The organism is Herbaspirillum rubrisubalbicans (genome assembly GCF_003719195.1).
Classification (GTDB): domain Bacteria; phylum Pseudomonadota; class Gammaproteobacteria; order Burkholderiales; family Burkholderiaceae_D; genus Herbaspirillum; species Herbaspirillum rubrisubalbicans.
Window position 1 is genome coordinate 5,129,152 of record NZ_CP024996.1, and the last position, 13,292, is coordinate 5,142,443.

At 61.6% G+C, this 13,292-nt stretch carries 13 protein-coding genes and 1 tRNA gene; 7 read left to right on the forward strand and 7 right to left on the reverse strand.

Features of this window, described 5'->3' with window-relative positions; genetic code table 11:
• The first annotated feature begins 37 nt into the window (after nt 1-37).
• The 4 genes from RC54_RS22875 (at nt 38) to RC54_RS22890 (ending at nt 4,141) form a co-directional block, all read left to right on the forward strand.
• A complete protein-coding gene (locus RC54_RS22875; RefSeq protein ID WP_044530486.1) occupies nt 38-589 on the forward strand; it encodes a WbuC family cupin fold metalloprotein in 552 nt (183 codons plus the stop codon).
• Complete coding sequence (locus tag RC54_RS22880) at nt 586-1,827, forward strand: class I SAM-dependent methyltransferase (protein WP_058897068.1); 1,242 nt, start codon at nt 586-588, stop codon at nt 1,825-1,827. The genes RC54_RS22875 and RC54_RS22880 overlap by 4 nt, the downstream gene beginning before the upstream one ends.
• A 1-nt stretch (nt 1,828) precedes the next feature.
• Nucleotides 1,829-2,578 (forward strand): SDR family NAD(P)-dependent oxidoreductase, encoded by a 750-nt coding sequence (locus tag RC54_RS22885; protein ID WP_058897069.1) that lies wholly within the window; start codon nt 1,829-1,831, stop codon nt 2,576-2,578.
• A gap of 117 nt (nt 2,579-2,695) precedes the next feature.
• The gene (locus tag RC54_RS22890) at nt 2,696-4,141 is read left to right on the forward strand and encodes a PfkB family carbohydrate kinase (protein WP_231738814.1); all 1,446 of its coding nucleotides are present in this window, start codon (nt 2,696-2,698) and stop codon (nt 4,139-4,141) included.
• A gap of 328 nt (nt 4,142-4,469) precedes the next feature.
• On the opposite strand, the gene RC54_RS22895 is transcribed toward RC54_RS22890, so the two are convergent.
• Nucleotides 4,470-4,545, reverse strand: a tRNA-Arg gene (locus tag RC54_RS22895).
• A 240-nt stretch (nt 4,546-4,785) separates the two neighbouring features.
• On the opposite strand from RC54_RS22895, the gene RC54_RS22900 reads away from it, so the two are divergent.
• Nucleotides 4,786-5,322 carry a c-type cytochrome gene (locus RC54_RS22900; protein ID WP_017449845.1) on the forward strand — a complete coding sequence of 179 codons (537 nt, stop codon included), beginning with the start codon at nt 4,786-4,788 and terminating at the stop codon, nt 5,320-5,322.
• A 91-nt stretch (nt 5,323-5,413) separates the two neighbouring features.
• Here the strand turns inward: RC54_RS22900 and RC54_RS22905 are convergent, their stop codons facing one another.
• The 5 genes from RC54_RS22905 to RC54_RS22925 form a co-directional block, all read right to left on the reverse strand.
• The gene (locus RC54_RS22905; protein ID WP_058897071.1) at nt 5,414-6,133 is read right to left on the reverse strand and encodes a YiaD family glycine zipper/OmpA-like lipoprotein; all 720 of its coding nucleotides are present in this window, start codon (nt 6,131-6,133) and stop codon (nt 5,414-5,416) included.
• Nucleotides 6,134-6,313: 180 nt separating this feature from the next.
• Nucleotides 6,314-6,739 (reverse strand): hypothetical protein, encoded by a 426-nt coding sequence (locus RC54_RS22910; protein WP_231738816.1) that lies wholly within the window; start codon nt 6,737-6,739, stop codon nt 6,314-6,316.
• 23 nt (nt 6,740-6,762) lie between these two features.
• Entirely contained in the window at nt 6,763-7,170 is a 408-nt protein-coding gene (locus RC54_RS22915; protein WP_044529420.1) for a phage holin family protein, read from the reverse strand.
• An 11-nt stretch (nt 7,171-7,181) separates the two neighbouring features.
• On the reverse strand, nt 7,182-7,490 hold the full coding sequence (locus RC54_RS22920; protein ID WP_013236311.1) for an ElaB/YgaM/YqjD family protein: 309 nt from the start codon (nt 7,488-7,490) through the stop codon (nt 7,182-7,184).
• A gap of 226 nt (nt 7,491-7,716) precedes the next feature.
• Complete coding sequence (locus tag RC54_RS22925; protein WP_061789389.1) at nt 7,717-8,862, reverse strand: gamma-glutamyl-gamma-aminobutyrate hydrolase family protein; 1,146 nt, start codon at nt 8,860-8,862, stop codon at nt 7,717-7,719.
• A gap of 309 nt (nt 8,863-9,171) precedes the next feature.
• Between RC54_RS22925 and kefF the strand changes: the two genes are divergently transcribed.
• A complete protein-coding gene (kefF, locus tag RC54_RS22930) occupies nt 9,172-9,693 on the forward strand; it encodes a glutathione-regulated potassium-efflux system oxidoreductase KefF (RefSeq protein ID WP_058897074.1) in 522 nt (173 codons plus the stop codon).
• Between the two features lie 54 nt (nt 9,694-9,747).
• A complete protein-coding gene (kefC, locus tag RC54_RS22935; protein ID WP_061789388.1) occupies nt 9,748-11,598 on the forward strand; it encodes a glutathione-regulated potassium-efflux system protein KefC in 1,851 nt (616 codons plus the stop codon).
• 142 nt (nt 11,599-11,740) lie between these two features.
• Here kefC and RC54_RS22940 read toward each other — a convergent pair whose 3' ends face one another.
• Nucleotides 11,741-13,225, reverse strand: a complete 1,485-nt coding sequence (locus RC54_RS22940; protein ID WP_058897076.1) for a DegQ family serine endoprotease — start codon at nt 13,223-13,225, stop codon at nt 11,741-11,743.
• Nucleotides 13,226-13,292: the final 67 nt, after the last annotated feature.

Here is a 13,292-nt window from a genome sequence, read left to right on the forward strand (position 1 = left end):
CTCTTCTTGCTGTCATTTTTGCTGTATTGAAAGGGACATGAATCCGGATCTGCGCCAATATCGCTTCCAGAATCCCGAAGTCATCTATTCGGACATGGAAGTCGTGACCGCCTCTCGCGCGGACATACTCCACCTGGAGCAGCTATCTGCCAGCAATGCGCGCCAGCGGGTACGCCTGTGTGCGCATGACAGTCTTGAGGATAGCCTGCATGAGATGCTCATCGTCATCCAGGGGCCCAGTGCCTATGTGCGCCCCCACAAGCATCCAGGCAAGTCGGAATCGATGCACGTGATCTCCGGTCGCGTCGATCTGGTCATGATGGACGATGCAGGTGCGGTCACGCAGATCATAGAAATGGGCGATTACGCTTCGGGACTGCCATTCTATGAGCGCGTGGACCGCCCCATCTTCCACACCCTGATCATCCGCTCCGACGTCCTGGTCTTCCACGAAGTCACCAATGGCCCCTTCCTCCCGAATGCCACTGTCTTCCCCGATTGGGCGCCGGATGGCAGTGATGCCGCGCTGGCCGAGCGTTACGTTGGGGAACTGGAACAAAGAATCAAATCTGCCACGGAAAAGCAATGAAACAAATCATCCATCGCCGCACTACCTGCCGTGCCTGCGGCAGCCACGATCTTGATCTGGTGTTCGCCTTGAAGCCTACGCCTATCGGCGACGACTATGTCACCCAGGAGCGTGTGGGCCAGACTCAGCCCAGCTATCCCATCGATCTGTTCATGTGTGGCCAGTGCGGCCTGGCGCAGATTACCGACATCATCGATCCGGAAATCCTCTATAACAACTATATCTATGTGACCCAAAGTTCCGTGGGCCTCAATAGCCACTTCCACGCCTATGCACAAAGCGTGGTGCAGCGTTGCAAGCTCGCACCAGGTTCGCGGGTGATGGACCTGGGTTCCAATGACGGCACCCTGCTGCGCTCGTTCCAGGCACTGGGCATGGATGTGCTGGGGGTGGAATTTGCCGCGCATATCGCGCAACAAGCCACGGCCAGCGGCATCCCGACCATCGGCAAGTTCTTCGAACGAGATCTGGCCAAGGAGATCCTGGCCTCGCAGGGGCCGGCACGCGTGATTACGGCCAACAATGTGTTTGCCAATATTGATGATCTGGGCTCCTGGGTCGACGGCATCAACACCTTGCTGGCCGAGGATGGGGTATTCATCTTCGAGAGCTATTACCTGGCCGACCTGATCGAGAACATGGTGTTCGATTTCCTCTATCACGAACATCTGTCATCGTTCTCGGTACGCCCGATCCAGGCGCTGTTCGAACGGGTCGGGCTGGAACTGACCGCCATCGAACGCGTGGCCACCAAGGGTGGTTCGCTACGCTATTTCGTCCAGCGTCCCAATGGCCCGATACAAAAAGACGGCTCGGTTCAGCAGTTGCTGGATGAGGAACAAAGCAAGGGCATCTACCGCAAGGAAACTTATGTTGCCTACGCGGCCAAGATCGACAGCTTGAAGCAGCAGACCCTCTCCTTCCTGCGCCAGGCCAAGGCCGAGAACAAGACCGTGGCGGGCTTCGGCGCCTCCATCACCGGCACCACGCTGATCTACCATTTCGAGCTGGGGCAATACCTCGACTATCTGGTCGATGACAACCAGGCCAAGCAGGGACGATATAGCCCTGGCTGGCATCTGCCGGTGCTGCCGTCCTCAGCGATCTATGAGCGCAAGCCAGATTACGTGCTGGTGCTGGCATGGCGTTTCGCCGATCCTTTCATCCAGAAACATCAGGCTTACCTCGACCAGGGAGGGCATTTCATCGTGCCCGTCCCCACCTTCAGAATCGTCTGAAATGGGTGAATCACATTACCTGGTCGTCGGCGGCAGCAAAGGGACCGGCCTGGCATTGGTAGAACATCTGCTGGCAGACGGGCAGCGCGTCTCGGTGCTGGCGCGCAGCGCTTGCGCACTGCCGCCGTCACCGCTGCTGACATGGCTGCCGGTGGATGTGACCGATACCGTCGCCTTGCATACAGCTCTGGACGCGTGCGTAGCCGGCCAGGGCAAGATCGATAGTGCCGTCTTCATGCAGCGCCACCGGGCCAGTGACGATGCCTTCGAAACCGACCTTGCAGTGGCACTCACAGCCACCCGCGCCACCATTGACCATCTGGTTGCACGGAAACATTTCAGCGGTAGCGCGCAGGGCAATGGCATCGTCATGGTCAGTTCGATTGCGGACCACTACATCGCCCCCGAGCAGGATCTGGGCTATCACGTCAGCAAGGCCGGACTGGTACAACTGGCGCGCTTTTATGCCTTGCAGTTGGGGCCGCTGGGGTTGCGTGTCAATGTCGTGTCGCCCTGCGTGGTCATCAAGGAAGCAGCCCAGGAGTATTACCGCCAGAACAGCTGGATCACGGACCGCTTCGAACACTTCATACCGTTACGTCGTGCTGGCTCCTCGCAAGACATCATCAACGCCATCCTGTTCCTGACCGGGGCGCAGAGTAGCTATATCACCGGCCAGAACATCGTGGTCGATGGCGGCCTGACCTTGCGCAGCCATGAATCGATCATCAGGGATTTCCCTCAACACTGACAGCATCATCAGCACACAGAAGCCGCCCGGCAATGGACCGGATGAGGCAAGGCATCGGAGGATCAATTGGACAGTTCGTCTACCACTGACATCGCAGAAATCAATAAGGCCAGGGCCTTGGCAGGCAAGGACGCGCGCATCGTCTTCGTTGCGGGCAACTTCAATACCGTGCACCCCGGCCACTTGCGCTTGCTCAAGTTCGCCTCCGAGTGCGGTGATTTCCTGGTCGTCGGCGTAGCGGGCGACCATGTCCCCGGTGCTCTGCTTCCGGCCCAACTACGTTTTGACGGCATTACCGCAATCAGTTTCGTCGATCATGCCTTCGTGATGACCTCGTCGCCCGAAGAGATCATTCGTGCGCTCAAACCCAGCATCGTGGTCAAGGGTGACGAACATGAAACCCGATTCAATCCGGAACAAGCTGCCGTGGATGAATATGGCGGCAAGCTCATGTTCAGTTCCGGCGAGATGCGCTTTTCCTCGATTGATCTGCTCAAGCGCGACATCCTGGAGCCCAACCTGTCTTCCATCGTGTTGCCGCGCGATTATCCTGAACGTCATGCGTTGACGATGAAGGATTTGCGCCAGACCATGGAAAAATTCAAAGGCCTGCGGGTGGCGGTGCTGGGCGACCTGATCGTGGATGAATATGTCAGTTGCGAAGCGCTGGGCATGTCGCAGGAAGATCCGACCCTGGTGGTTACCCCGATTCTGCTGGAACGCTTCATCGGCGGTGCCGGTATCGTGGCCTCACATGCCCGCACGCTCGGGGCGCAGGTCAATTACTTCTCGGTAGCAGGCAAGGATGCCGCCGCCGACTTCGCTCGCGAAAAACTCAGTGAATATAAGGTCACTGCCACCATCTTCGAGGATGAGAGTCGGCCAACTACGCTCAAGCAACGCTTCCGCGCTGCCGGCAAAACCCTGCTGCGCGTGAGTCACCTGCGCCAGCACGACATTGAACAGCGTCTGGCCCAACGCTTCGTCGATGCGGTCAAGGCCAAGCTGGATGCCTGCGACCTGGTGATTTTTTCCGATTTCAATTACGGCTGTCTGCCACAGGTGGTGGTGGACCAACTGGTTGCTGCCTGCACCGAACGCGGGATTCCCTTTGTTGCCGACAGCCAGTCATCGTCGCAGATGGGCGATGTCTCCCGCTTCAAGGGCGCCATGCTGCTCACCCCAACCGAACGCGAAGCACGATTGGCCGTACGGGACTACAGTTCCGGCCTGGTCGTCCTGGCCGAGAAACTGCGCCAACGTTCGCAGGCAGAAAACATCATTCTGACTCTGGGGGCAGAAGGTATCCTGGCGCACGCCCAGTCGGAAGGAGAATTGGCTTGGCTCACCGACCGCTTGCCGGCCTTCAATAGTTCGCCCAAGGACACCGCCGGGGCCGGCGACAGCTTCCTCACCTGCACCTCGATGGCCATGACGGTGGGCGCAGACATCTGGCAAAGCATGTATCTGGGATCGATTGCCGCTGCCTGCCAGGTCAGTCGCGTCGGCAATATTCCTTTGTCGGCAAGTGATCTGATGCAGGAGTTGGCTGATCAGATTTGATGCCTCGGGTGGCAAGGGCAGCAGAGGGGATGTTTGTCGGCGCCGCTGAGCCACTGTTTCGACGTGCAGCCTAGACCAATGTTAATTTGTCCCTCTCCAACTGAGCCGCCTTCCACAGCCGGCTGAAGGCCGCCACACGGTCATAGGACCCTTCGTCATTGTCGTGAACCTAGAGAATCACGAACAAAAGACCCTATCCATCGTCCGTAATTGATATCGCGCAAAGTATCCATCTCACAACGCCCCCATACTGTTTCCCAGCAGAATACGTTGCTGTTTTTACAATTTTGTATCTGGCGTGGCGCTGGATTGGTAGGTCGGTAAGAAGTGGCGCGGCTGGCGGGGATCGAACCCACGACCCTTGGCTTCGGAGGCCAATACTCTATCCACTGAGCTACAGCCGCGCTGATGGGGAGAACCCCGGAAAGGCCTGAAGGATACCGTCTTTCCAGCGGGACGTCCATGGTGGCGGCGGTTTTTCCGTGTCAAACGGAAAGCATTGTGACTATAATCAAGAGTTCGGCGAGAGAGCGCAATGAAAGCCCTGCCTGATCCTAGTCCACGCAATGCCAGGCGATAAGGCGATACAAAGGGAACCGACGTTTTCCGCCCCAATTTCGAGGAATCATTACGGAGGGACGCCAATGAGCTCAGCTCAGCATGAACACGAGTCAGCAATCAGGACTCCCAAACAATTGATCGCAGCCGTGGTCGCAGGTTTTATGGTCCCCATCGTGTGCATCGTGCTGCTGGTGCAGTACGTGACCAATGGCCAGAAAACCGGGGCCGGCTCCGATAGCCAGACGCCCGAGATGATCGCGGCCCGCATCAAACCCGTCTCCGACGAAGGCTTCACCTTCCGTGATGCCGCCGGTCCCAAACAACTGCTCTCCGGTGAAGAAGTCTACAAGACCACCTGTGCCGCCTGCCATGGCGCTGGCGTAGCCGGCGCCCCCAAGGTGGGCGACGCTGCTGCCTGGCAGGCGCGCATCGCGCAAGGCTATGACACCCTGGTCTCGCACGCCATCAACGGCCTGCGCGCCATGCCGGCCAAGGGCGGCAACCCTGACCTGGACGATGTGGAGATCCAGCGTACCGTGGCCTACATGGCCAACCAGTCCGGCGCCTCCTTCAAGGAACCGGAAGCCAAGGCTCCTGCCGCCGACGCCGCAGCCAAGTAATCGCTGCCATTGCTGGGCCGGTTGTTGCGGCACAGACAAAAAAATCCCCGAATCGGATTCGGGGATTTTTTCATTTCTGGCGACACGCAACTCAATAACGCTGCGGCGGGGGATAACCGCCCGGCGCATAGCCACCCGGAGGCTGCTGGGCCGGCGCTGCTGCCTGTTGCTCGGCCACGAAGATTTCCACGCGACGGTTCTTGGCGCGGTTGGCGTCGCTGGTGTTGGGCACCAGCGGTTCATGCGAGCCACGACCCATGATGGTGAAGCGGTTGGCGGCCACGCCGCGCGAGGTCAGGTAATCGCGAGTGCGGGCGGCACGCTCTTGCGACAGCGGGTCGTTGATGGCATCGCTGCCGGTATTGTCGGTGTGGCCGACGATGGTGACGGTGGTGGCCGGATTCTCCACCAGGGTGGCAGCGAAGCGGTCCAGCACCGGTCGCATTTCAGGCTTGATGTCGGCACGCCCCGTATCGAAGGAAATGTCGCTGGGGATTTCCAGCTTCAGGCGGTTGTCGGCGGTCTGGGTGACTTGCACGCCCGTGCCTTGGGTCGCCTGTTCCATGGCGCGCTTCTGGTTTTCCATACGGTTGGACCAGATGTTGCCGGCCACCGCGCCAATGGCGCCGCCGATGGCCGCACCTCCCAGTGCGCGGCCGCCACCGCCGCCACCGGTGGCCGCGCCGATGATGCCGCCGATACCGGCACCGATACCGGCGCCGGTGGCCGTGCCACGTTGCGTCGGGCTCATGTCGGCACAGCCGGAGAGCGCCAGTACGCCGGCGATTGCTGCAATGGAGAGTTTTTTCATGTCATGTCCTTTCTTGCCTTGTCAGTCTTGTTGTCCAGGCCATGGGCCGGTGTCCTTGAGAACGCGATCTGGCCAATATGTTCCTGTCGCGCTTGGTCTATATGCAACAAAGGCACCCGGAACCCGGATGCCTTTGCAGAAAACTTCATACGATCCCATCGGCGGCCGCGCCAGCCCCCATCAGTCGGGGGGCAGCGAATTTTCCTTCATATCCACCTCTTCCGGCGCGTTACCACGCTGGCTGAAGTAGTACGCCAACCCACCCACCGCCGCCATCACGCCACCCAACAGCATGGGCTTGCGCAACCAGCGGCGCGACAGCAGCGAGGCGCCCGTCATCAGCAGCGGCATGACCGTCTGCAGATTGACGCTGCCCAGGCCGCCGGCGCTGAGGGATTTGATCGACTGCACCGTCTTGCCGCCACCGAACAGCGAGACCGCAAAATGGCCCACGCGGCTCAAGGCGCCCTTGGCCAGCGACTCGGCACTGAGGTTTTCGCGCACCACTTCGCGCGCTTCCATCACGCCCAGCCGGTACAGCGCACCTTGCGCCAGCACCTTGCGCTTGCGTTCCTCGTGGGTCATGCCGTGATCCGGGTCTGTCATGCGATCCTCACTGAAATTGTCCATCACAACAGCGCATCGCGGTCCTTGCGCAGCTCACCCATGGTCTGCGGCAGCGACAGCTTGCCTTGCAACAGTACCGAGCGGGCGTACCACACCAGTCCTGCCGTGGCCACGCTGAAGATGAAACCCAGCAAGGCCAGGATCTTCCAGCCCCAGGTATCCCAGGCCAGCATGACGATCAACACCGACCAGAAGGCGATGGCAAACCACAGCGCCACCGCCGCCAGCACGAAGATGACGGCAAATCGGACCAGGTTGGCACCGATTTCCGACATCTCCAGCGAGGCCAGCTCGATGCGGCTGATGATTAAGCCCAGCAGGTTCTTGGCCAGGCCCAGCAGGCCCGCCGTCAAGCCCGGATTGGCGTGGGCGGCAGGCGCGGCCTGGTCTTGCTTGCGGGAAGTCGCCATCGACGCGGCGCTTACTTGCTGCGGCCGATGACCAGGCCCACCAGCAGGCCCAGGCCGGCCGAGATGGCCACGGCGCGCCACGGGTTTTCGTGGACGTAGTCGTCGGTCTTGGCGGCCACTTCCTTGCCCTTTTCGATGGCGGCAGCCTGGGCGCTCTGGGCGGCTTCGGCCGCGGCTTCCAGCAGGGTCAGGCCGCGTGCGCGCAGCTCATCGGCCTTTTCACCGGTGGCAGCGGCGGCTTCGGCGAACAATGCCTGGGCGTCCTTGACCAGAGTCTTCATATCGTTGCGAACGGTCTTCAGTGCGGGGGATTGGGGCATTTAAATTCTCCTTTTTGCCGATGATGGAAAAGACAAGCAAGTCGCCGCTCCCTGAACGCAGCCCAGCGTGCGGGCTGGTCTTTGCTGCGTTGCGACGACTTTTTGATTCTACAGAGTCCGCCGCCAGGCGGATAGCGCAATACAGCCGTGCTGCAAGGGCTTTGCAGCTGGCTTGCGCCAGCGCAAAGAGGGTTCGATGACGCTCCCGGCCTTAGGTTCCAGCCAATCAGAAGCGGGTTTCGCGCGCTGCCCTCAGGAAACTGTCGAGAATGGGCGTGCAATCGAGCAGCTCGGCGCCGCCGGCGCGGTGGAATTCCGGGTGCCATTGCAGGCCCATCACGAAGGGCGCCTTGCGATAGCGAATGGCTTCCACGATCTGGTCCGGGCCCGACACCGCCTCCACCGACAAGTCCCGCCCCAGGTCGCGCACGGCCTGGTGGTGGATGGAATTGACCATGGCATTCTCAGTCTTGACCATGCCCGCCAGCGACGAACCCTGCGGGAAATGCAGCGCGTGGTAATTGCTGTCGTATTGCTCGTTGACGTGCGGGATGGCGGTGGGCACATCGCTGGCGATGTCCTGATAGAGCGTACCACCGAAGGCCACGTTGATCAGTTGGCAACCGCGGCAGATGCCCAGCACCGGCTTGCCGGCCTCGATGAATTCATGCAGCAGTTCCAGTTCATACATGTCGCGCACGCGGTCGCCGCTCCATTCGGGACGGGTGGCGGCCTGCGCATAGCTCTGCGGGGAAACGTCGGCCCCACCCTGCAGCACCAGGCCATCGAGATGCTTGGCATAGTCGCGCAGACGGATATTGCTGGGGTGGACCAGACCATTGGTATTGACGGTGGGGATCATGAACACCAGCACGTCGCGCGACATGACCCATTGCGCAATCGATTCTTCCAGGTATTGCAGGGTCTTGCTGCGCAAGCCCTTGGCCCCGCTTTCCGGGTGGAAGATGCGGGCCGACACACCGATCTTCAGGGTGCGTTGCATGACCCGACGCCCGGCCTTGTCAGACATCTGACGTAAGCGCGCAGCGAGGAAGCGCCAGGTCTGCGCCCAGGGGGCGTCGCCGGCATGATGCGGCGGCGGGGGCAGCGAGGAATACGGGCTTTGCTGTGCCTGAGGGGAGGCCTGTGCATGGGCCTGTGCCTGGGTGGCTTCGCCAGCCGGCTGGGCGCCGGGACCAGGCTGCACCGGGGTCACAGCATGGTCAGTACTGACCTGCGGCTGCACCGGATTCTGGGAGGCCGCCGCTGCCCCGGAGGCGTCGGCCGATACGGGCTTGGCCGCGCCCGAGGCGGTACTCGTCGAGGTGCGGTCTGGCGGCAGGTTGGCTTCGGAATCTTGGATGTCGGACATGGCTGCAATAAGTGAAGAGGATGGATGAACTGCGGCGAGTGTGAGCGTCGGCACGCAACTCGACAATGACGCGACGGGCCCAGGGAGTGGCTGAGTATAAGCGTATTGCCCAGCTTTGGACACCCGCCGCAGGGCCATGCAAGTAGCTCGATGGCGAGCAGTTTCATCCAAGCCGCCAGGATGCTTTCGTGGCACACTCCCTTGCCTTGCATAGGCAGACAACGCAAATGCCGCGCATGTTCCGCGCAATTTCACCGGGACCGTGCGACGGCCTGCGCCGCCATCACCACCATCAACCGTGCCGCCACCATGCCCAAGGTCTTGATCCTCTACGCCCATCCCGCCGCCGAGCTCTCGCGCACCAATCGCCTGATGCTGCAAGCTGCGGCCCGCCTGCCCGAGGTGCAGATCCACGATCTCTACGAACGCTACCCGGATTTCCACATCGACGTCGAACACGAACAGCAATTGCTCACCCAGGCCGAACTGATCGTGATGCAGCATCCCATCCACTGGTACTCCATGCCGGCCCTGCAAAAGCAATGGCTGGATCAGGTGCTGGCGCGCGGCTGGGCCTTCGGCCACGACGGTCATGCCTTGCACGGCAAGCGCTTCTGGCTGGTGGCCTCCACCGGTGGCGAGGATGCCTCCTACCGTAGCGACGGTCGCCACGGCCATCCCTTCGCCGACTTCCTGCCACCCTACCAGCAGACCGCGCGCCTGTGCGGCATGAGCTGGGTGGAACCACTGATCCTGCATGGCGCCCATCATGTGCCACCGGTGGAGTTCCAGCACCACGTACAACGCTACCTGGAGGGCTTGCAGGCATGAGGCATGACTTCCACCAGCGCGCCGCGCGTCTCCCCTTCACCACTGGACTGAGCCATGGATGAACAACTGCTGATCGCCCTGGTCTACCTGCTCGCCGCAGTGGCGGCAGTCCCCCTCGCCAAACGCCTGGGACTGGGCGCGGTGCTGGGCTACCTGCTGGCCGGCATCGTCATCGGGCCGTGGGGACTGGGCCTCATTACCGAGGTCAAGCACATCCTCGAATTTTCGGAATTCGGCGTGGTGCTGCTGCTGTTCCTGATCGGCCTGGAACTGGACCCCAAGCGCCTGTGGGCCTTGCGCCGCTCCATCTTCGGCTGGGGCAGCGTGCAGGTCGGCGCGGTCTCGCTGGCACTGTTTGCTGCCGCACTGGCAGCGGGCGTACCCTGGCGCATCGGTTTGATTGCCGCGCTGGGCATGTCGCTGTCCTCCACCGCCATCGCCCTGGCCACACTGGGCGAGCGCAAGCTCACGGCCACCCCGGCCGGGGCGGCGGGCTTCTCCATCCTGCTGTTCCAGGACATTGCCGCCATCCCGATGATGGCCGCCGTACCGCTACTGGGCGTGGCCGCCAGCCAGGGCAGCGGCCAGGGCTGGCTCCATGCGGGCCAGGTAGCGCTGGTGATCGCCTTGCTGATCTTCGGTGGCCGCGTACTGATGCGCCCCATCCTGCGCATCATCGCCAAGACCGACATGCGCGAAATCTTCACCGCCTTCGCGCTGCTGCTGGTCATTTCCACCTGCCTGCTGATGCAATCGGTAGGCATGTCGATGGCCCTGGGCACCTTCCTGGCCGGGGTACTGCTGGCCGATTCCGAATATCGCCACGCCCTGGAAAGCGACCTGGAACCCTTCAAGGGCCTGCTGCTGGGATTGTTCTTCATTGCCGTGGGCATGTCGGTGGACTTCGGCGTATTCCTGGCGCAGCCGTGGCGCATCATCGGGCTGGTGATCGGATTTTTGGCCATCAAGACCACCGTGATGTGGTTCCTCGGCCGCTGCTTCGGCATCCCGCGCGGGCAGCAATTGTTCTTCGCCTTCCTGCTCTCCCAGGGCGGAGAATTCGCCTTCATCGTCTTCGGCGCGGCGGTCACGGCCAAGGTCTTGACGCCCGAAATCTCTTCCCTGCTGGTGGTGGTCGTGGCCCTGTCGATGCTGGTCACGCCGCTGCTGTTGCTGGTGCATGACCGCCTGCTGGTGCGCTGGCTGGAAGGCGGCAAGCGCCGGCCGGAAGACCGGATCGGCCCGCAGGACAATGCCGTGATCATCGCCGGCTTCGGCCGCTTCGGCCAGATCATCGGGCGCCTGCTGGCGGCCAACGACATCAGTGCCACCGTGCTGGATCACGATCCTGACCAGATCGATTTCCTGCGCAAGTTCGGCTTCAAGGTGTTCTATGGCGACGCCACCCGCATCGATCTGTTGCGCACGGCCGGGGCTGACAAGGCCCGCGTGCTGGTGATCGCCATCGATGATGCGCAAGCCGCCCTGGAGATGGTGGACAAGGTGCGCGAGGAATTCCCGCACCTGCAGATCGCCGCGCGTGCCCGCAATGTCACGCACTACTACGACCTGATGGACCGTGGCGTGACGATATTGGAACGCGAGACCTTCGAAAGCGCCCTGCACATGGGGCGCCAGGTCTTGCAGCAACTGGACTTCGGCGCCTATCGGGCGCGCGAGGCGGCCATGAAATTCCGCGCCCACAATCTCAAGACGCTGGCCGCGCTCTACCCGCACTACAAGGACCAGGCGCAGATGGTATCGATGGCCGTGCAGGCACGCGAAGAATTGCAGGCCATGTTCGCCGGCGACCGCGAAGCCATGCAACGCGATCATGCCCATGACCAGTGGCGTGGCGAGCCACCACCGTCCTCACCCACATCTGCACCACCCACGACAGAATAAAAAAAGGCCGGACACGCTTGCGCATATCCGGCCAAATCCCTCACTGCTTACTGCTTACCACTTACTACTCACTGCTTACTGCTCACCGGTACTACTCACTGCTAAACCTTGCTCAACGGTACTGAGGCGTCGATCATGCATCTCAATTCAGCGCCAACGGCACGAAGATCTTTTCGTCACCACGTTCCACCAGCAGCGCCACGTTCTTGCCGGCCTCGCTGGCCAGCTTGCGCAACTGGGCCACGCTGGTCACGGGTGTGCCATTGAGTGCCAGGATCACATCGCCGCTCTGGATGCCAGCCACGGCTGCCGGACCACTGGCGTCTTCCACCAGCAAGCCTTTCTGACCACCCAACTGGGCTTGTTCATCCTTGTTCAGCGGGCGCACTGCCAGCCCCAGACGGCCCTGGTCATCGGACTTGCCCGTCTTGGCATCACTCTTGGCCTGCTTCATCTCACCCACGGTGACATTGATGGTGCGGACCTTGCCAGCGCGCATGACTTGCATCGGCTTGGTACTGCCCGGTGCCGTATCACCCACCAGCGTGGGCAGGTCGACCGAATGGTCGATGGCGTGGCCATCGAAGCTCAGGATCACGTCACCGGCTTCCAGGCCAGCCTTGTCCGCCGGGCTGCCCTTTTCCACCGAACTGACGAGCGCACCTTCGGCCTTCTTCAACCCGAAGGATTCGGACAAGGCCTGGTTCAAGTCCTGCACCGAGACACCCAGGCGACCGCGGGTCACCTTGCCATGCGTGACCAGTTGCTGCTCCACCTTCATGGCCACATCGATCGGGATCGAGAACGACAGGCCCTGGAAGCCACCGGTCTGGCTATAGATCTGCGAATTGATGCCGATCACCTGACCATTCAGATCGAACAGCGGACCACCGGAGTTACCGGGGTTGACCGCCACGTCGGTCTGGATGAAGGGCACATAGTTGTCGTCCGGCAGGCTGCGCGACTTGGCGCTGACGATACCGGCCGTGGCCGTGTTGTCGAAGCCGTAGGGCGAACCGATGGCCAGTACCGGCTGGCCGACCTTGACCTTGGAAGGATCGCCAATCTGCACCGTCGGCAGGTTCTTGGCATCGATGCGGATGACGGCGATGTCACTCTGCTTGTCGATACCCAGCACCTTGGCCTTGAACTCGCGGCGGTCGGTCAGCTTGACCACCACTTCCTGGGCGCCATCAACCACGTGGGCGTTGGTCAGGATCAGGCCATCGGAGGAGATGATGAAACCGGAACCGAGACCATGCATGATGCGCGGCTGCTGCGGCATCTGCAGTTGCGGACCGAAATGCTTGAAGAATTCGAAGAAGGGATCGTTGGGATCCATGCCGTTGTCGTCGTCATCGGCCACCTTGCGGGCCTTGCCGGTGACGCTGATGTTGACCACGGCCGGGCCGTAGCGCTGCACGATGCCCGAGAAATCGGTCGCCGCCGCCACCACCGGTCCGGCCGGGGCAGTGGGCGCGGAGTTGGACGCCACCAGCGGGGCGTTGAGCGCGGCCGCGTGCGCCGACGGCAGGTCGGCACCGCGAAAATAGACATAGCTGCCGCCGACCACTGCGGCAATCATGACGGCCAAAGTGTTACGAACAAAAATGATGCGACGGCTCATCTTTTTCTCCTTGATCGAACGGGATATCGATAGTCGGGGCCCTGCTGCAGCGCTTGCGCGGCTTGTT